17 protein-coding genes and 1 tRNA gene are annotated in these 18,869 nt (G+C 60.4%); 5 read left to right on the forward strand and 13 right to left on the reverse strand.

The window, feature by feature from the left end; translation table 11 throughout:
* Nucleotides 1–25: 25 nt before the first annotated feature.
* The 3 genes from AC1PK7_RS12370 to AC1PK7_RS12380 all read right to left on the reverse strand — a co-directional run bounded on the left by AC1PK7_RS12370 (nucleotide 26) and on the right by AC1PK7_RS12380 (nucleotide 1,073).
* Nucleotides 26–346: a hypothetical protein gene (locus tag AC1PK7_RS12370; RefSeq protein WP_481098327.1), complete on the reverse strand. Its 321-nt coding sequence runs from the start codon at nucleotides 344–346 to the stop codon at nucleotides 26–28.
* 16 nt (nucleotides 347–362) lie between these two features.
* The gene (locus AC1PK7_RS12375; protein WP_481098328.1) at nucleotides 363–635 is read right to left on the reverse strand and encodes an EexN family lipoprotein; all 273 of its coding nucleotides are present in this window, start codon (nucleotides 633–635) and stop codon (nucleotides 363–365) included.
* Nucleotides 636–728: 93 nt separating this feature from the next.
* Nucleotides 729–1,073 carry a helix-turn-helix domain-containing protein gene (locus AC1PK7_RS12380; protein WP_267084297.1) on the reverse strand — a complete coding sequence of 115 codons (345 nt, stop codon included), beginning with the start codon at nucleotides 1,071–1,073 and terminating at the stop codon, nucleotides 729–731.
* Nucleotides 1,074–1,184: 111 nt separating this feature from the next.
* Here AC1PK7_RS12380 and AC1PK7_RS12385 point away from each other — a divergent pair, with 111 nt between their 5' ends.
* The 3 genes from AC1PK7_RS12385 to AC1PK7_RS12395 are packed head-to-tail and all read left to right on the forward strand — an operon-like array spanning nucleotide 1,185 to nucleotide 2,699.
* A complete protein-coding gene (locus AC1PK7_RS12385; RefSeq protein WP_481098329.1) occupies nucleotides 1,185–1,955 on the forward strand; it encodes a hypothetical protein in 771 nt (256 codons plus the stop codon).
* A 52-nt stretch (nucleotides 1,956–2,007) separates the two neighbouring features.
* Nucleotides 2,008–2,322, forward strand: a complete 315-nt coding sequence (locus AC1PK7_RS12390) for a hypothetical protein (protein WP_481098330.1) — start codon at nucleotides 2,008–2,010, stop codon at nucleotides 2,320–2,322.
* A gap of 32 nt (nucleotides 2,323–2,354) precedes the next feature.
* Nucleotides 2,355–2,699 (forward strand): hypothetical protein, encoded by a 345-nt coding sequence (locus AC1PK7_RS12395; RefSeq protein WP_481100891.1) that lies wholly within the window; start codon nucleotides 2,355–2,357, stop codon nucleotides 2,697–2,699.
* A gap of 106 nt (nucleotides 2,700–2,805) precedes the next feature.
* Here AC1PK7_RS12395 and AC1PK7_RS12400 read toward each other — a convergent pair whose 3' ends face one another.
* Complete coding sequence (locus AC1PK7_RS12400) at nucleotides 2,806–8,418, reverse strand: DUF3320 domain-containing protein (RefSeq protein ID WP_481098331.1); 5,613 nt, start codon at nucleotides 8,416–8,418, stop codon at nucleotides 2,806–2,808.
* Nucleotides 8,419–8,556: 138 nt separating this feature from the next.
* On the opposite strand from AC1PK7_RS12400, the gene AC1PK7_RS12405 reads away from it, so the two are divergent.
* Together AC1PK7_RS12405 and AC1PK7_RS12410 are read left to right on the forward strand one after the other, a co-directional pair.
* A complete protein-coding gene (locus AC1PK7_RS12405; protein ID WP_267102445.1) occupies nucleotides 8,557–9,306 on the forward strand; it encodes an abortive infection family protein in 750 nt (249 codons plus the stop codon).
* Nucleotides 9,307–9,701: 395 nt separating this feature from the next.
* Complete coding sequence (locus tag AC1PK7_RS12410; protein WP_295964745.1) at nucleotides 9,702–10,442, forward strand: DNA/RNA non-specific endonuclease; 741 nt, start codon at nucleotides 9,702–9,704, stop codon at nucleotides 10,440–10,442.
* Nucleotides 10,443–10,557: 115 nt separating this feature from the next.
* Here AC1PK7_RS12410 and AC1PK7_RS12415 read toward each other — a convergent pair whose 3' ends face one another.
* From AC1PK7_RS12415 to alaS, 9 genes are all read right to left on the reverse strand, one after another.
* The gene (locus AC1PK7_RS12415; RefSeq protein WP_481098332.1) at nucleotides 10,558–10,893 is read right to left on the reverse strand and encodes a hypothetical protein; all 336 of its coding nucleotides are present in this window, start codon (nucleotides 10,891–10,893) and stop codon (nucleotides 10,558–10,560) included.
* Between the two features lie 322 nt (nucleotides 10,894–11,215).
* Nucleotides 11,216–11,614 (reverse strand): hypothetical protein, encoded by a 399-nt coding sequence (locus tag AC1PK7_RS12420; RefSeq protein ID WP_481098333.1) that lies wholly within the window; start codon nucleotides 11,612–11,614, stop codon nucleotides 11,216–11,218.
* Nucleotides 11,615–12,118: 504 nt separating this feature from the next.
* Entirely contained in the window at nucleotides 12,119–12,589 is a 471-nt protein-coding gene (locus tag AC1PK7_RS12425; protein WP_320745258.1) for a hypothetical protein, read from the reverse strand.
* Between the two features lie 191 nt (nucleotides 12,590–12,780).
* Nucleotides 12,781–13,185 carry an H-NS family nucleoid-associated regulatory protein gene (locus AC1PK7_RS12430; RefSeq protein ID WP_481098334.1) on the reverse strand — a complete coding sequence of 135 codons (405 nt, stop codon included), beginning with the start codon at nucleotides 13,183–13,185 and terminating at the stop codon, nucleotides 12,781–12,783.
* Nucleotides 13,186–13,460: 275 nt separating this feature from the next.
* Nucleotides 13,461–14,066: a hypothetical protein gene (locus AC1PK7_RS12435; protein WP_481098335.1), complete on the reverse strand. Its 606-nt coding sequence runs from the start codon at nucleotides 14,064–14,066 to the stop codon at nucleotides 13,461–13,463.
* Nucleotides 14,067–14,106: 40 nt separating this feature from the next.
* Complete coding sequence (locus tag AC1PK7_RS12440; RefSeq protein WP_481098336.1) at nucleotides 14,107–15,561, reverse strand: DUF6538 domain-containing protein; 1,455 nt, start codon at nucleotides 15,559–15,561, stop codon at nucleotides 14,107–14,109.
* Between the two features lie 69 nt (nucleotides 15,562–15,630).
* A tRNA-Ser gene (locus AC1PK7_RS12445) sits at nucleotides 15,631–15,723 on the reverse strand.
* 81 nt (nucleotides 15,724–15,804) lie between these two features.
* Nucleotides 15,805–16,017, reverse strand: a complete 213-nt coding sequence (csrA, locus tag AC1PK7_RS12450) for a carbon storage regulator CsrA (RefSeq protein WP_010341308.1) — start codon at nucleotides 16,015–16,017, stop codon at nucleotides 15,805–15,807.
* 135 nt (nucleotides 16,018–16,152) lie between these two features.
* Nucleotides 16,153–18,804 (reverse strand): alanine--tRNA ligase, encoded by a 2,652-nt coding sequence (gene alaS / locus AC1PK7_RS12455; RefSeq protein WP_481098337.1) that lies wholly within the window; start codon nucleotides 18,802–18,804, stop codon nucleotides 16,153–16,155.
* Nucleotides 18,805–18,869: the final 65 nt, after the last annotated feature.

Raw genomic sequence — 18,869 nt, forward strand, 5'->3', positions numbered from 1 at the left:
CTTTTCGCACTCCCAATCAATCGTCTCATTCAGCACCGTGATTGTCGAACCACTCCGCATAGGGAGTGTTGCGGACCAGGTGGCGATTGAAGTCTTTGGAGCCATCGGTCCACCAAACCGGCCCCCGTTCGCCAAGCCCCACCTTGGCGGCGTTCACAGCTCGTCGAGCCTTGGCGAGGTCGTCCGAGTCTCCGGTGGCCTTCGCCGCCTTGACGGCCCGTCGCGCATCCATCAGTTCGTGGACCAGGCGCTCTCGTTCCTGAACGCTCAGGGCCGGGTTGGCGGTGCGCCAGAGGCGTCCACGAACAATGAGGTAGCGGCCATCTGGGGTCGTCAATACATCCATGTGAAGCGAACCAAAGCTATGGCTTCTTGAAATCCTCAGCGGTCAACGGCTTAAGGTCCAAGTGGCCGCGACGAGCCACAGTCTTCTTGGCATCCGCTCTTTCCGCATTGACGCAATCGGGCGTGTTTCTTAGCTCACCAGGATTGTCACGACACCGAGAGAGGGCGACTTTCCGTTCTTCGTCGTGCTCCGAATAATAAGCAACCGTCTTCGGAGTCACAGCCAGAGCCTGACCGGTCAGCGTAAGGCCACACGCCAGGACAACCATCCATGCTTGGATTCGCATCATTGCCGCTCCCCGATTGTTCGGAACACCTAACCTATCTCGGTGAGGAGACAAGGGCAACGGCCTGCAGGGCAACCGGCCATTGACCAAGAGCGTTTAACGCTCCCCTGCTTGCTTCACAGACAACTCTTTGAGGCGTTCCAGCGCTTCCTTCTGCTTCGCCACCGGTAGGCGCGACACGAGAAGGATGATGTCCGCCAACAGATCAGAGGTGGCATGGAAGTAAGCCACCGGCAACTTCAACGCCTTCGCCAAAGCCTCCGCGGTCGCAGGATCGGGATCGTGCTGCCCCGTCTCGTAACGGCTCACACGCGTCGCTCCTGAGACGCTGTCCACCATCCCAATGCGCTCGGCGAGTTCTGCCTGGGTCCAGCCCATGGCCATCCGCGCACTCCGCAGGCGCGTGCCATAGACCGTGGCCGGTGTCTTGGGTTTGGGCATCGAGAAGATTGCACGAAAGCTGAATTCCCTCAGTGTGCCGCTTGGATGCCGGCTTCTCATCTGCGATTATCGTAAATGCCGCCAGGCCGGCGGTCTACAGGGGCTTTTCCTATGAAGCACGCAGGACAAGGAGCGTTCGTTGCGCTCCTGGCATTGATGCTGGTCGCTCCCGGCTCCGCCCACGCTCAGGACGGCTCCGACCCCAAGCTCGGCTTCTTCCGCCAACTGGGCGGCAGCCTCAAGGACGCGGGCAAGCAAATCGTGGGCATCAAGCCGAACGCAGACGGCAAGTCCACCGCCCGGACCAGCAGCACCGGCCCCCTCTACACGCCCCTCAGCGGCGCCGGGAAGCTGCCCGGGCTCTTCAAGGGCGACAACCACCAGGCTGCCCAGGCAAGCCGCTTGGACTGGCCTCGGGTCGCGCTGACGTTCAACGAATGGGGCGTCTCGCTTCCCTGTTGGACTGTCGAAGCAAAGATCTGGACCAGCCCTACCGCGTCGAGCGTCGAAACCTTCCGGGCCTGCGCCGACGCCCCTCTGACCGAGACCGACGACTTGGGCGAGGCGGCCGAGCTCAACAAGTCGGCTCTCTGGAAAGGCCGCGACACGCTGACCGGTATCCGGGTGCCGGCCAGCAAGCCGAACACCGGCGCTCAGCGCTACACCGGCCCCAACCCGCCCGCGCAACCGTTCGCCGTCAACGTGAGCCGCCCCGGCGTCGCCGATCGCGCCGTCGACGTGTCGCTGCGCGTGGCGTGGGTCTCGGGGTTCCTCCAGACCGCAGATCTGCATCCGGGGGCTAGCGGCCTGCTGACGCCCTTCAAGGACAGCCGGCTCTGGATCGCGGGCTTCAAGCCCGACGGCAACCGCGACAAGCCGTAGCCCCTGATCTCGCCCGCCTCCCCCATCACCATCCCTCAGCAAAAGGAACGACATGAAAAACGCATGGATCGGCCTGGTCGTGTTGACCACGGCCTTGGGCCTGACCGCCTGCAGCGGCAAGCCCTCGAACGACAACGCCAAGCAGGCCTTGGTGACCCTGCTTGAGCAGAGCGGCGCCGGCCGAGTGAGCGACATTCGGGACTTCGAGCTGACCGGCTGCACCAAGGCCGAGGACGCCGACGGCTACCGCTGCGACACGCGCGGCCAGGTCGTCCTCGAGATTGCCGGTCGGCAGGTCCCCGTCCCCGTCAACAAGAACCTGCGCTATGCCAAGGCCGACGGCACGTGGAGGGCCTACGCCAAATGACTACCCATCTTGATCCGATCGCCCCCGCGTCGATGGGCGTGGTCCACCCGCTTCCCGGCACCGGAGCGCCGCGTGCTGCGCCCAAGAAAGTGCTGACGCCCCACAACCGCTTCTTCTGGTGGTTCTCGCTGAGCCTGCTCTTCCTGGGCCCGCTGGGCTTCATCGTCGGGCCTTTGATGGCCCGGCGGGGTCTGCGCAAAGCAGAGCGACTCTGCCCGGGCGCCGCCTACGCAGCTCGGCAGCGCGACAAGGGGTTCACTGCTGGGCAGTGGTGGGTCATGACGCCGCTGGCTCTGATGGGAGCCCTCTGGATCTTTTCGCTGCTGAGCGGGCTGCCGATGGTGTTGCTGGTGCTGTGGGTGCAGCTGACCAGTTGATTCCGATAGAGCATCCGCATCAAAAAGCCCGGCAATCCGGGCTTTACTTTTTGCTCCATACCCTGCCCCACCTTAGCCGATAGCTGTAGCGCTCAAGGCGGGGCAATCACTCGCGAAGGAAGAGCGTATCGAGCTTCTGTGCAAGAAGTCCTTTTTCAACTAGGGCCTCACAACGATCCAGAATGAGCCGCCGCAACTGGGGACTCGTGCTCTTGTAGCCGAACTTGCGAGACGCGTAGTGAACCAGCTCTTCAGGTTTGGCGCCTAAGTTCTCCTTAACGATTCCGATCAAGGCAATGTCCACTTCGCCCGGCGGCAAAAGCTCCGGACGGCGCAATGACAAAGAAGACACTCGGCTCCGATCGCGGACTTTTACCTCCCTGCCCTGGACAACCAGGAAGGCACCATCGACAAGCCCGATGGTTCCTTGGCTCGCTGCTAAAGCGATGCCTTCGTCAACGGCCTGCTGGATACGAGACCCCGCACGCTGCAAGCCCCACAGCGTGCGTAGACGAGTCACCACTTCGCTTTTGTGGATGGGCCCCTCCACATCGACAATCTGAGCGACCAACTGCGCCATCTTTCCGGCCGGGCACATGTGAAGCTCAAACTGGGTGCTCGGGACGGTAAACTCGGCCTCAATGTATGCATCAGCCGCAGGCAGCGACTCTACGCCAACGAGCCCGATTTCTACGAACTCCCCTCTTTCCACCGACTCAAACTCCACGGGAACCGCACGGCGCACCGGGCTGGCTTCGTTTTCGAACGAGTCAGGCTCTGCCTTGGCCGCTTCAATTGCGGCAATGAGCCGCTCCAGCTCTGCTTCAGGGCGATGGAACCAATCCGAACTCCAAATCCGGTAGACCTGCCACCCCTTGTCCTTAAGAACACTCTCCCTCAGTCGGTCGCGGTCCCGCGCACTCTTTGCATCCCGGTAAGACTGACCGTCGCACTCGATACCTAGGACGTAGCGGCCAGGGCGCTGAGGATCAGACACAGCGATGTCAACGAAGAATCCCGCGATGCCCACATCTGTGTGCAGGTCATACCCGCGCGACCTCAGCGCTGCTGTTACTTCCTGTTCGAACACGCTGTGCTTCACGTCACGCGCTTCCACGGCGGTGTGTAGGCGACCTGTGCGGGCATAGTGGAGAAACAGCTTTAGGGCCAACGTGCCCTTCCCCTTGCCACGTTCCGGATCGATGTCCTCGTCAGAGATGGACGAGAACACTTCGCAACGGGACTTCGCCCGGCTGATGAGCACGTTCAAGCGCCGCTCGCCGCCGTCCTTGCTGACCGGGCCAAAGTTCATGGTGACCTGGCCGACGCTGTCGCGGCCATAGCCGATGGAGATGAAGATGACATCGCGTTCGTCGCCTTGGATGTTCTCAAGGCTTTTGACAAAGAACGGCTCGGAGGGATGACCAGCAAAGAATCCTTCCGTCTCAGGATGCTGCCTGCGCAGGACCTCTAGCTCGTCGAAGATGGCTCGGCGTTGCTGTGTCGAGAACGTCGCGATACCGAGCGACAACTGAGGCGTCGTCTGAGCATGCAACAACGCCGCTTGAGCCACCGCTTTGGCCTCCTTCGGATTGGTGCGTGTATTTCCACGATCATAGACAGCTTCCAATAGATGGTGGAAGCGCAGCCCCACCCCAGCCTCGCTGTTGAAAGGGCTCGGCACAATGAACAAACGATTGTTATAGAACTGGCTGTTTGACACCGCAATCAACGATTGGTGGCGACTGCGGTAGTGCCAACGCAACATGCGCTCTGGGAGGCCTCTTGCTCTACAAAGGCCAAGAATGCTCTCAACGTCCGCGGCCTGCGCACCGTCTTCATCTTTTTCTGACTCTGTCCCATCGCCCATCGCCTTCGCGAAGAACCGGGTGGGCGGCAGCTGGCGCTCATCACCGACGATGACGAGCTGCTTGGCGCGAGCAATCGCACCGAGTGCGTCGATCGGCTGGACCTGGCTCGCCTCATCGATTACCAGCATGTCGAAATCCAAGGCTCCCGGAGGCAAGAACTGAGCAACAGAGAGTGGACTCATCATGAAAACGGGCTTGAGCGCCTGGATTGCTGGCGCACACTGCTGCATAAGTTGGCGAATGGGCTTATGGCCCTTCTTCCTGGCCATCTCGCCCATCAGCACCGCCGTTGGACCGGTGGCGCCCCCTTGGCGTGGAATCTGCGAGTGATGGGTCTTAACCACCTGCCAGCGGGCCAGGTTCATGCGCTCGAGGTCCAGTTGCGCAAAGTTAGCGACTACCTGTGAATGTCGCTGTCCGTCGAAATTTGCAAGCGAGCGGTCTCTTTGCACCATGGCTTGAAGCACAGCCTCGTAGTAGGCGAGCTCAAATGTGCCCTTTGCGTCGCTGGGATCCATGGCGCCTTGACTGAGCTCTTCGACAATAGAGCCAAGCCCCTTCTTCCGAGCATCGTTCGCAATCGCAAGATAGGCGCCCCAGGCTCGTAGCCCTTCTGGGTCAGCCCGCCAGCGTGCAAGCTGGATTGCCAGAGCCGAGAGTGGCGCCTGATTTGGATCACGGCCAACGTCGGCACTCCCCTCGAACTGAAGGCTTACGAGAAGATCTAAGAGATCGCTCGACAGGCGGCTTCCCGACTCAATGGACACCTCTCCCGCTTGGAGCAATGCTTCCGGCTCGGCGGTCCTCGCAGCCAAGGCGCGCAAGTCGGTATTGGCCAGCATCCAGCCCGCAATCCCCCGCAGTTCCTCCACGTTGGACGCCAGTCCCTGCCAAAGCAGCCCAAACGCTTGCTCGCCCTCATTGGCAATAGCCTCGAAAGCTGCACGAGCAACCTGAGCCTCCTGGATGCGATCGATGGTCGAAAGTGCTTTCTCAACCGTCATCTCCGACGAACCCTGGAGCAGGAGCGACTGCGAGTATGCGTCATGCCATAGCGTCGTTTTCTCTGCCAGCAGGGCCAACGGCACACGCCTGACCACGACCTCTCCATCCCAGGGATCCCGGTTGGCTGTCAGAAATTGCTCGTGTATGGGCGACAGCTCACGAGAGATTTCTTCCAGCACTGGCTTAACCCGCTTGGCAATTTCTGTGGCGAGCACCTTGTCCCCGATGTCCGCCAAGCGCTCTCGGACGCCGCTCCCCAGCGGGCGCAGGGTGCGCATCCAGGCGACCACTCCCCTCAGGAAAGACGCCTCGGACCGTTCGCGTTGCCAGTTGGTGCCGAAAGCTTCAAGCCCCTGTGCGTCGCGCTCTGCAATCTTCCGTTGAGCCGATTTAGCGTCTAAAAGCACATCCAGCGCGCTGAGCATTTCCTCGGCCGGGAGCTTGGGTGACGAGAGCAAGGAGCGAATCAACTGATTCGAGCGCCGCCAATCCCCGCTGAAGAACCGAAAGATGCTGGAACCACGTGTCGCCAAGTGGCCTCGTGCTGTTTCGAGTTCAGCACTATCTTTGCCCCAAGCCGACTCTCGGAACGTTGAAGCCAGCGTAGCCTTGGCCTGCTGGACGGATTCAACGGCTACGACGGTTTCTTCAACAACGTCGACGCCCCGATCCCATATGTGGGCCACCAGCGCGTCTCGATCAAGTTCCGGGACGCTGGTTGCTCGCTCAGCGATGGCTACCAGCCGCATCGCTAGTTCTAACGTGAGCGGCTCTTTTTCTGACAGAAGCTGACTCAAACGCCCCAGGTCTGGCGTGATGCCTTCTAGCTTGGCTCTTATTGCTGCGAGGACTGCTACTTCCTGACCAAGAACGAATGAGGGCAACAAACTTTGCAGGCGCTCACGGGTTGGCTCCCAAGCGACCTCCAGCGCCCGCGTGTCAGACAACGAGGTGGCCTCCGCCAGAGAGCGTTGCGCGGCTTCCAATGCGTCACACTGAGCGGCAATGCGCTCCGGGTCCTCCCATAACGCTGAAGTCAGGGCGCTGGCACCAATGCGAGGCGCCTCCACTAGCGCTCTCGCTCGGCTCACGGCGCTACGGACATCATCGAAGCGTTCCGGCGGCGACAGGTCAAGCGCTTGGTGGAGGCTGCTTGAAGCGTCCCGCCATTGTTCCAAGCGAACAGCCAAGGCGGTGACCAGCTCAATCAAGCGATCCCGCTCGTTGGGGAGCAGCGCATCGTTCCCTACCCCGCTCCAGGCATGCTCGGCCGGCACGCCAATCTCTCCAATGCGCTGCACCAACTCCTGAAGCACAACGTCTCTCGCTTCCTTGTCGTGCGGGGACCACTCCACAGGTCCCTCTAAAACAAAGCGCTGAGTCGTGAGTCCTTGCCGGCGCAGTCCGATCAGATGGCCAAACACTTGATACGGCGTCAGCTCGGACGGAAGGAGCGGCAAGTGCATGCGATGAGCATGAGCGTTAAGCGCATCACGCCGCTCAGTGAGCTGCTCAATGATGGGTTTAGTGTTCTCCCGCTTGGGATCGCCAAGGCTGAGCGTTTGACGGAGTTCTTCCAGCAATGTTCGCTTGTTAGCCTTGTTGCTGTGCAGCTCAAGGCACGCCACGCCGACACCCACGTAGTCCAAGCGCCGTTTCACGACTTCCAACGCAGCCATCTTCTCCGCAACGAAGAGCACCTTCTTCTTCTCAGAGATGGCGGCAGAGATGATGTTTGCGATCGTTTGTGACTTGCCCGTTCCTGGCGGCCCTTGCACCAAGATGCTGTTGCCCTGCAGAACGTCATGGACAACGAGCGCCTGTGACGAGTCGCAATCGACAACGTGAAGCATCTTCTCGATGGAGATGATTTCATCGACGTTTGCGTCTTCGCTAGTGATTTCTGCGCCCGGGAACCCATCGGTCACCACGCCACGAAGAGACGCAATCGACTGCATGCCGCCAAAGCTCTCCCACACGGCTGGATCCAGGTCGCGATACATCATGAACTTCGCGAAAGAGAACAAGCCGAGAACAGCATCGTTGGGGCAGACATCCCATCCGATGCGTCCTTCCGTCATCTCCTTCACAGACCCGATATATGCATCGATATCTAGGGTTTCGAATTCCTCGATGTTCGGCAGACGCAAGCCAAACTCGCGGTGCAAGAACAACTGAAGGGAGAGATTCGCTTGGATGTCGTCCCCGGACCACTTTAGGTGGAACTTTTCGCCCGCTGTGCTGCGTTCGAGTTGAACAGGGATTAGAACCAATGGCGCATAGCGATCGGTCTGCGGCGTAGAAGTAGCACGCCACTTCAGATAGCCAACCGCTAGATAGAGAACATTGACGCCCTGCTCTTCTTGGAGCGTTCTTGAATCCGTGTAGAGATCCAGCAAGCGCTTTTGCAGCCCAGATGAGGTCAGCCTCGTCGACAGGTTCGCATCCCAGTGACTCAGGACGCGCCCTTCTTCGTCCAACTCAAAGTCAGGCTGCTCAACCAAGGTTGGATCTTCCAACTCCTCGTCAAGATAGGTAATGGACTCAGATGGCATCTCGCTCAGATCCAAGCCTTCACCCTGCTCCTGCTGGGAAGGGTCTTGCTTGCCTGGAATGAAGGTGAAACGCTTGCCGTCCACGACCAAAGTTTGATACATGGCCTTGGCGAGCTCGTTTACGACCTCAATGGTGCGAGCACGACCGCCACGCGGCGTATGAAGAAGCCGATTGCGCGTAGACAAATCCAAGAGTTCGAGCCTGGCCCTCTCGACCTTGTCCTTCAGCGTTCCGCTTCCCCGTAGGGAAGAAGTCTCTTCCGTGCTTTGCCCTGACACCTGATCCATCGCAATCCCTTCTGTGGAAAGGGGCGGAGGTGCCAACCAAATGCAGCGGTCGAAGTGCGCCGCCCCGAACGGCCCAGCCCTATAATGCGCGCAACGCCCCGCGCAATCCATACCGGGGCAAGCTGCCGGCGGGGGCGTATGGGCGAGCTTCGGAGCACCGAAATCCACTGGGTCGTATCCAGCTACATCGGCGTGGAGGGCGGTTACTTGGGTGACTTCACCTACCGGACCCACAAGGAGTTTTACAGCGCCTACTGTGACCTGGATCTTGACCCAGAAGCTTTCCCTGGCAATACGACCCGCGAGCGCTTCATCGCAGTCTTAAAGACGTCACCCGCGCTCACGCAAGCAGCAATCTTGCGAGGGATAGCACGGAAGTATCCACCGGGAACCGAACATCAGCGCACCGCCGCCGCTTATCAAAAGCTTCTTGCGCTGGCAAAGCAATGCGCCGACGGCCTATCTGTAGAGACAGTCAGCCCCCAAATCAGCAGCGATCTGTTGCAGCGCGCCTTAGCTGATGCGGCCACGCTGATGGGCACAAGCGGCCCCACGCATGCGGTAGACCGTGTGCATACCGCGATGCACGCCTACCTCAAAGCGGCCTGCCGAGCTCAGGACATCGAGATCCCGCCCGGCGCAACGATCACGAGTCTGTTCAAGTTGCTGCGGCAACAACACCATGGCCTCACGAATCTTGGCCCACAGCCCGACACCATGATCAAGGTGCTCTCATCCCTCAGCAATGTCATGGATTGCCTCAATCCAGCTCGAAACAATGCGAGCTTGGCTCACGCGAACGATGAGCTGCTCGAGCGCGATGAGGCGTGTCTGGTCATCAACTCCGCACGCACGATTTTTCAATACCTGGACGCAAAGCTTCGCTAACGGCCAAGTAGAACTTTCTAGCAGGCTGCCGTCCTCGCACGACGCTTTGATAGAGACAGGAGCCGCGGCAGCTGTAGAAGCAGAATGGCCGGGGCATTTGCTTCACCGATGTTACGACTTCAACGCATTTATCTAGCAATCTCCAGCACATGGAGCTTGGTCACAACTTGGCCAATCCGCGGTTGACCCGCTCAGCTCGCTGTTAGATACATGTCGCAACCGCGTGCCACTCCGTGGCAAAGGGGCGCGGTTGTCGTCTCTCCCACCACACCGGCTCGAGCCGGTCTCGGCTGTCTGCTCCACCTCTGTCAACTCGCGCGTCTCTCAACAGGCACGGCCCTTGTCCGTGCGTGCTGGGTTCGTGCGGCCTGCCTAAACATATGGAGAAGTGCACTATGCGATTCCGGATCTTCCTCGCCGTCTTCCTGTTCACCACCGCCAGCGCTGCAGCGCAGGCCCAGGTCGTCACGCTCAACAAGGGCGGCTTTATCCTGACCTACGACTGCACCGAGCACACCGCCACGCGCTACGAATACTCGCTCAACGCGGACACCGGTTCCGCGGCTCGTCCGTCCGACTTCAAGCTCGATACCACCCTGCCGAGCGGCTGTGGCGGCCAGACCTCGACCAAGTCCTACGCCAGCGTGCGCTCGGGCTATGACCGTGGTCACCTGGTCACGTCCAACCACATGGATTACAACTCGACCTACATCGTCCGCGCGAACCTGATGTCCAACATCGTGCCGCAGGTGTCGGGCTTCAATCAGGGCATCTGGGTGAGCGCGGAAAATGTCGCCGAGTGCTACCGCGATATCCGACCGGTGAAGGTTTACGGCGGTGTCGTGTTCGGCGACACATCCAATGATTACTTCCTCTCGAGCCACGGCATCCGCACGCCGGAATACTTCTGGAAGACGATCATCACCACGGACCCGAGCACCGGCGCTGAGAAGGCCATCAGCTGGATCATTCCGAACCAAACCGGTCTGGGCAGCCTGGACGACTACATCGTGTCGATCGCTGACTTGGAAGAGCTCATCGGCGCCAACAACGTTGGCATCACGGCGTCGTCCGCGGTGAAAAACATGCTGCCGGCGACGACGTGGAAGCTGCCGAGCAACTGCGACCTGAGCTGAGCACGCACCGGCGTCGCAACGCGTTTCCTCGAAAGCCCTAGGTCACCACCTGGGGCTTTCTCTTTGCGGGCAAGGGATAGCTACGAGTGAGTCCCGCTCAATCGGGAGCATCCGCTCAACTGGTCGCGTCGCCCTTGAGCACGAGCAACGGCTGGCCCGCGGCGGAGCCGATCGGCAGGCGGGATTCGGCACCAGGCGTGACCACGACGATGGTGATGACCTCATCCTGCAATGAGTTGATCTGAACGAACTTGAGGCCGGCCTTCTCGAACACGTAGGCTTTGAAGAGCGGCGACAGGCTGACGTTTTCTTTGCCAGGAGGAATGCGCTCTCCCATGCCCTCGATGACGTCGGCCGGGTTCAATGCCGGCTGCTCCGCTGCCCTGGCGAGCGGGGACAACCCGGCGGCCATCATGGCCCCCCCAATCACTATCGCTGAGAAGGATTTCATCGGTCGATCCTTGAGGTATGCGGCCTGGTTGACGCTACTGCTGGGCCGAAGGGGTCGCAAGCGCCGGCCGGAGGTTGAGAAAAACCGTCTACGGGATTGGACAAATGTGTCCGTGAAGTCGAGCCGTGGCCCCTCCCGCCTAGCCGGTCTCCCCAGCCCAGCCGGGCGAAAAGCAAAGGCCCCGCGTGCGGGGCCTTTGATCGTCGGCGCTCAGCTGAAGGTTCTGACCTCCTTTCCACAGCCATGATGGAGGGCAACGCAAGGCAACCGGCTGGCCTGAAGCGTGAGAAGCTACTGGACGGAAACGCTATTACCCGCCAAGTTAATTAACCGGTCCAATCGGATAATCAACACCAGGCACGATTTCGGGTTCGGTAAAATCGCAGGCATTGGCAGCCAACTGGCACGCCTCCTGTTTGCTGAAGGGCGGATTTCCCGAAAGGGAGACCTGAATACTGTAATCCGGCGGTAGCTCCTGACAGCCGCCTTTTCCGTTGCAAACCACGCTGATGTCCCCACAGCCACCCGTGATGCTGAGCTGAATGGCGGAACTAATATCCCCACCCTGCCAATGCTTGTTGTTGCAAAAGTAAGCGTTCTGTCCGATCACCTTTCCTGAAGCGTCGAAATAGATCCGATTAATTGATTTTTGCCGCGCAGCGTCAGCATTAAATGCGAGTGCCAAGCCACCAACGATGATAAAACACGTAATGAATCGCATAACCATCTCCTTGTTCGCGATTGGATTTCACTCCTAATGGATTATCCATTAGTGGACGAATGACCTATCCGCCGCCGCTGGTGTAGCACGCCCACTCAGCGTCAGGCACAAGTTAAAACAGTCCTTAGAGAATTTTTTCTCTTTATGGGATAGATATCTAAGTTAGAACAATAGCGTTACCAGCAGATAAGGAACGCCTGTGGCTCGGAGGGGCGCCGTCCACGGGGGTGGACGAATGCATCCGCAAAGTGGCGAGCCGCGGCCCTACCCGCTTGGCCGATCTCAGGCCCCCAGCCCAGCCGGGCGAAAAGCAAAGGCCCCGCGTGCGGGGCCTTTGATCGTCGGCGCTTAGGTGGAGGTTCTGGCCTCCGTCCCCCAGCCATGGTGGGTGAAGTGGCCTGGACGATGGAGACAGCTTGCCATGGGAGATGCGGACTCGTGATCAGTTGAACACGGACCTTGGCATCAGAAAAATCCTACGCAAACCTCACAGCCTTCAAAGCCCTAGTCCTTCACTTTTTGCTTCACCGCATTCCGCCGCTCAAGCCTCTCCTCAAGCGCCGCAACTTTTGCCTCTTGGCGCTGCACATACTTGGCTCCCTTCTTCAGCCGAATGATGATGCCGATCGCGTAGACGACACAGGTATAGATGCCCAATCCAAGGATGGCCAAGATTGGCCCAATCAGCTTTGCTCCACCGTCCATGAAAGCCATCGGCGCATAGGCCATTCCAATCCCCAGGATTCCGAAGCAGCAGAGCAATTGGGTGAGAAGAAATTCCGCAACTTTTCCTGGGTTCTGCTGAAGACTCAATACCTTGTTCAACTCAGCCCGAAGGATCTTGAGGCTAATCCTGTCGTTCATCAGGCCTAGCCGCATCCTTGCCCATCCCAGTGCCCAACCACCTCCTCCAAGCAGCAGAGCAACGACGATTCCGTTGAAAATTCCGTTCGCGTCAAAGTGCAGGTCACCCATGATTTCTCTCTCTATCGCTGGTTGATTTTTCAGCCCGTGCGGCTAGCACCCCACATCCGATGCATGCCACGGCAGGAGTAGACAGAAGATGTGTCGCACAGAGCGAGACAGTGCTTGCGAATTTTTCCGGTTTCCCAAAGCAAGAAGCCCTGGCGATCCAGGGCTTCTTTTCAACGAACGTCCGAGACGGGCTACCCCGGATACTTCGGAAACTTCTCGTCCGGGTGGCTGGCCTTCCACTGCTTGTAGGCCGCCGTGCCCTCCCACGCCTTGAACGCCAAGGGGGTGCGTCCGCGGCCCGACCAGGTTTCCTGAGTGTGCGGAAGCCAGTATTTGGGAGCGACTTCCTTCTTGGCCTGAGCGGGAGCAGCCTTGCGGCCACGGCCCGGGCTGCTGGCCCCGATGGCCACCGCCAGTTCGGCCTTCTGCTTCGGGGTGAAGTGCTCACCGTATTGGGACAGCAGGCCGATGATTTCGGTTACAGCCGAGGCGGCCTGTTCTTGGCGGAGGGTTGCTTCTTGCTCTTCGAGCTTGCGGAGCTCTTCTTCCAGCTTGGATTTAGCAGTGGCGATGGTGGCTAGAGACGACTGAGTCATTGGCAATTGACAAATTAAAAATTCGATCTATAGATCCTACCTACTTCACGAAACTACTGCAATGACAAGGAACAGCCTATAGCTGGACACTCCTAAATTCGTTCCAACAGCCACAATTCACTGAGCCGATTTCCCGACCAGGCACAGACCCAGGAATGTTCGCCCTAAACAAGAATCACCCAAATGAAAAAAAGTCCAAATCTATATCCAAAAATTGGAGTGTCATTAGCGTGGCTAGCCGCCGCCACTGCCATTTTTGCAAAGATTATTTCCAACTAGAACCAGCTTTCAGGAATAATTGCAATCAGGGTGCCGGCTAAAGCCATAAGAGTCCCGAAAAAAGCATGAGTAAAGGCTGACTGAAGTGCTTTTGCGACGTCCTTAGGTGAGAGGTCCAACCTTTCCCCAGACTTAGACTTTTGTTTATTCTTTCGCGATTCATAACGCGAAATGATTGAATCAAACCTCCTATCCCACTCCGCCTGAGTAAGCCCAGGACCACACTCCTTTAATCGCTTTACAATTCTGATTATTTCCCTGGTGAGCATAACATCTCTAACCAATACGGTAGGACGCGCCTCTTCTTGTTCGATAAAATCAGAGATAAAATCCCTTTGCGACCGCGTCAAGTAAACGCCAAGAAAAATCTGAAATCCCCCGCCCGCCAAAAGAACAACCTGAGCGATCACAGAAAGAATTTTAATATCCGCAAGAATTCCAATAATCACAAGCAAAAAAGCCAACCCACCCGTGATCACCCATAAATACTTTCCACGAGAAACTACAAAGTTCTCCAGCCAACCCCATAAGTCATAACTCCTTGCTGAATCAATCTTTGCACCATGACCATCCATGTCATTAGTTTCCGTATCAGGCTCCATAACAACTCCTTGAGATCTAAATTCGACAAAATTGAAAAAATTAAAGTGACTTGACAGTTATTCTCCATGCCAATGCCTTATGGCATGCCTCAGCCAATATGCTCGGACTGAACTCTGTCTCATACGCATGGGCATGCTCCTGCCGGTCCGACAACTCATGCCCCGTGTATTCCTCCCGCATCTCCCGGTGGACCCCAGCGGCCTTCAGCGCGCCGATGACCGTGTCTCGGAAGCTGTGGTGCCCCACCCTGCCGCCGCCGCGCGCCTTGATGCCCAGCTTGACCAGATAGCGTGAGAACGCGTGCTGGGTCCGGCCGGCGGGACCGTTCTTGGCGTCGAAGCTGAGCTCCGGGAAGAGCTTCGTCTCGCCGGCGGCCTTCAGCCGCGCCACGCGCTCCCACAAGCCCAGCTTGATGAGGTCCGGATGCACGGGGGTCTTCCGATCACTGGCATCGGTCTTGAGGCTCTTGTCCTCGCCCATCCAGGTGAAGTGGAAGATGGGGATGCCGTCTTCCTCTCGGCAATCTTCCAGCTCCAACCGGGCCACCTCGTTGGAGCGCGCGCCGGTGTAAAGCAGGATGAGCGGGAGCCACCGCGCCGCATCGCCCTTCAACTGCTCGAAGTTCTCCGGGTCGAAGATGCGCTTGACCTGGTCGGGGGTGAACGCCTGCGAGCCATGGCTCTTCGCCCGCTGCTTCTTCAGCTGCTTGGGCACGGAGGCGTGCCCCGAAGCCGGGTTGTCGCCTTGCGGGTAGTGGCCAGCCGTCTGCGCCCACTTGATGAAATCCGCGCAGGCAGAGAAACGGTTGGTGATGTAGGTGATGACCCGCTTCTGCGCAGTCTCGTGCAAGAACCACTCTGAGAAGTCGGTCCGCGTCAGTTCCTTCAGCATCACCGACTGCTTGCCCTTGCCCTTCCGCTGGCTCACCACGAACGCTTCCAGGTCTTTCAACGCACGGGTCTTCTGGACGATGGTCTTTGCGGTGTTCTTGCCCTGGATGCTGACCAAATACTTGTCTCGCGCAGCCGCGAGGGTCAGCCCCACCGGACGCGGTTCGCTGATGGGCTTGACGACTCGGCGCGGAGGAAACGGTGTCGACGACGGCGCAGGCATCGCGTGCTGCGCCGCGAGCTTCTGGAACAACGACAAGTCGTTCTGGTCGTTGATCTCCACCTGTCCGAACGAAGCGCCGCCCGGCAGCTTCACGTCCTTGAGGATCAGCTCAAGCGACGACTTGCCCTCCAGGCTCTTCAAGAGCTCTTCCAGCTCCTTCCCCATGCTGCCGTTCCTGATGGCTGCGAAGGCTTGAGCATAGCGTTGCTGCAACAGCAACGCGTAGCCAAGCGCGGCGCGATCGCACGTCGTGCCGGCACTGCGCTTGATGACCTTGCGCCCGAAGCGTGCCTGCAGGTCAGCAGGAACGCGCAAACGAACGTAGTAGCGGCCGGTCTCGCCGCGCGTGAGGTAGTGCGCTACTCGCATGGAAGTGTCCAAGCGAGTGTCCAAGGTGGCGAAAAAGAAAAACGCCCACAAATCGTTGATTTGCGGGCGTTTCCTTGACACTGGCGGAGTGAGAGGGATTCGAACCCTCGATAGAGCTTTTGACCCTATACTCCCTTAGCAGGGGAGCCCCTTCAGCCACTCGGGCATCACTCCGGATTTCTGCGCTGCGGATATTCCGCGACCGGGCGCGAAGAATACCGGGTTGTGGGGTCCCAGGTAAACCCTTTCGACGCATCAATCGGCAGATTGATCGCCGTGACCGCCGCCGTGGGAGTTCGGCTCGTCGCCGCGCTGGATGCGCTGGTAGATCTCTTCGCGATGCACCGCAACGTCCTTCGGCGCGGTGATGCCGATACGCACTTGATTGCCCTTGACCCCAAGCACCGTCACGGTGACCGAATCGCCGATCATCAAGGTTTCGCCTACCCGGCGAGTCAGGATCAACATTTTTAAAATTCTCCAGGGAGCCGGTGGGTCTCACCGGCACGGCGCCCGCACTGCGGGACGCCCAAATGAAAGGTGAAAAGAGGGGTGATGTTACGGGAAGCCGCGCCTTGCCAGCAAGGCGCGCGGCTCGGGTGTTCAGGGGAGATGTTGCTTGACCCAGGCTGGGACGCCGGCGAGTGCAGGGGCAAGGGCGGGCCCGTCCTCGCCACCACCCTGGGCGAGGTCCGGGCGGCCGCCGCCCTTGCCCGAGATCTGACCGGCGATGTGGCTCAACAGTTCCCCGGCCTTGACCCGTCCCATTGGGCTGCCGTTCACGCCGGCGACCAGGGCGACCTTGCCTTCGCTGGCGCCTGCCAGCACGATCACGCTGTCGCCCAGTTGCTGCTTCAGGCGGTCCATCGCCTCGCGCAGGGCCTTGGCATCGAAGCCTTCCAGCCGCACGGCGAGCACCTTCACACCGGACACGTCGACCGCCGACCCGGCCAGATCGGCGGTGGCGCCGGAGGCCAGTTTGGCCTTCAGCGCCTCCAGCTCCCGCTCCATGCGCTTGTAGCGGTCGCCGAGCTGGCGGATCTTGTCGACCACGTCATGGCTGTTGCCGCCCACCAGGTCGGCCGCCTCACGCAGCCGGGCCTCCTCGGACGCCACGTAGTCCAGCGCGCCCTGCCCGGTCACCGCCTCGATGCGGCGCACGCCGGCGGAGACGCCGCCTTCGCTGGTGATCTTGAACAAACCAATGTCGCCGGTACGGCCGACATGGGTGCCGCCACACAGTTCGGTGGAGTAGTCGCCCATCTTCAGCACGCGCACGCGCTCGCCGTACTTCTCGCCGAACAGGGCCATCGCACCGAAATCCAGCGCTTCCTGCATGCCCATCTGGTGCACTTCGGCAGCGTTGTTGGCGCGCACCTGCTGGTTGACCTTGCGCTCGATCAGCGCCAGTTCCTCGGCCGCGATCGGCTGGAAGTGCGAGAAGTCGAAGCGCAGGCGGTCAGGCGCCACCAGCGAGCCCTTCTGCTGGACGTGGGTGCCCAGCACCTCGCGCAGCGCCGCATGCAGCAGGTGCGTCGCCGAGTGGTTGAGGATGGTGGCGCCGCGGCGCTCGGCATCGACCTGACCGGCCAGCAGGTCGCCGACCTTCAGGCTGCCTTCTTCCAGCGTGCCGACGTGGCCATGGAACTGGCCCGCGAACTTCTGCGTGTCGGTGACCGTCAGCCGGGTGCCGGCGGCGGTCAATGTGCCGAGATCGCCGACCTGGCCACCGGATTCGGCATAAAACGGGGTCTTGTCGGTCAGCACGATCACCGCGTCGCCGGCCTGGGCGGACTGCACCGGGCGACCGTCCTTGAGCAGGGCGACCACGCGCAGGCCGTCGGCCTGCAGGCTGTCGTAGCCCAGGAACACGGTCGGGGCGAGGGTCGCCACCAGGTCCGCCGGCAGCTGCACGCCGCCGCCGAACTTGCCGGCTTCGCGCGCGCGCCGGCGCTGCTCGTCCATCGCCGTCTCGAAGCCCTGCTCGTCCACGCGCAGGTCGCGCTCGCGGGCGATGTCCTGGGTCAGGTCCAGCGGGAAGCCGTAGGTGTCGTACAGGCGGAAGGCGTCCTCGCCGGCGATCACTCCGCCATGCGCCTTGGCGGCGACGTCCTCGAAGATCTTCATGCCGGCATCGAGGGTTTCGGCGAAGCGCTCCTCCTCGGCCTGCAGGGCACGCAGCACCGTGTCCTGGGCCGCGGTCAGTTCCGGATAGGCCTCGCCCATCAGCTCCACCAGGGTCGGCACCAGCTTGCTGAAGAACGGCTGGCGCACGCCGAGCATCCAGCCATGGCGCAGGGCGCGGCGAATGATCCGGCGCAGCACGTAGCCGCGTCCTTCGTTGGACGGCAGCACGCCGTCGACGATCAGGAACGCGCAGGCACGGATGTGGTCGGCGATCACGCGCAGCGACTTGTTCTCCAGGTCGGCGGTGCCGGTCAGCTCGGAGGCCTTGCGGATCAGCGTCTGGAACAGGTCGATTTCGTAGTTGGTGTGCACGTGCTGCAGGATCGCCGCCAGGCGCTCCAGGCCCATGCCGGTGTCCACGCAGGGCGCCGGCAGCGGCACCAGAGTGCCGTCGGGCTGGCGATCGAACTGCATGAACACCAGATTCCAGATCTCGATGAAGCGGTCGCCATCCTCGTCGGGCGAGCCCGGCGGACCGCCAGCGATATGTGCGCCATGGTCGTAGAAGATCTCGGTGCACGGGCCGCAGGGGCCGGTGTCGGCCATCTGCCAGAAGTTGTCCGAGGCGTAGGGCGCGCCCTTGTTGTCGCCGATGCGCACGATGCGCTCGGCAGGCACGCCGATCATGTCGCGCCACAGGCCGTAGGCCTCGTCGTCGGTGTGGTAGACGGTGACCAGCAGGCGCTCGGCCGGTAGCTTCCAGACCTGGGTCAGCAGCTCCCAGGCCCAGGCGATGGCGTCCTTCTTGAAGTAGTCGCCGAAGGACCAGTTGCCGAGCATTTCGAAGAAGGTGTGATGGCGCGCGGTATAGCCCACCGAATCGAGGTCGTTGTGCTTGCCGCCGGCGCGCAGGCAGCGCTGCACGTCCGCCGCGCGCACGTAGCTGCGCTTCTCGGCGCCCAGGAACACGTCCTTGAACTGCACCATGCCGGAATTGGTGAACAGCAGCGTCGGATCGTTGCCGGGCACCAGCGGCGCGGACGGCACGATGGTGTGGCCCTTCCCCTTGAAGAAGTCGAGGAAGTCGCTGCGAATCTGGGAGGTGGAGAATTTGGCGGGTGCGTTCATGGGCTGGCTATAGACGAGCGGACGGGCTTCCTGGAACTCCCCCGTAGATGAGGGCGCCACGGAAA

The sequence above is a fragment of the Xanthomonas sp. NCPPB 3174 genome, from assembly GCF_056725205.1.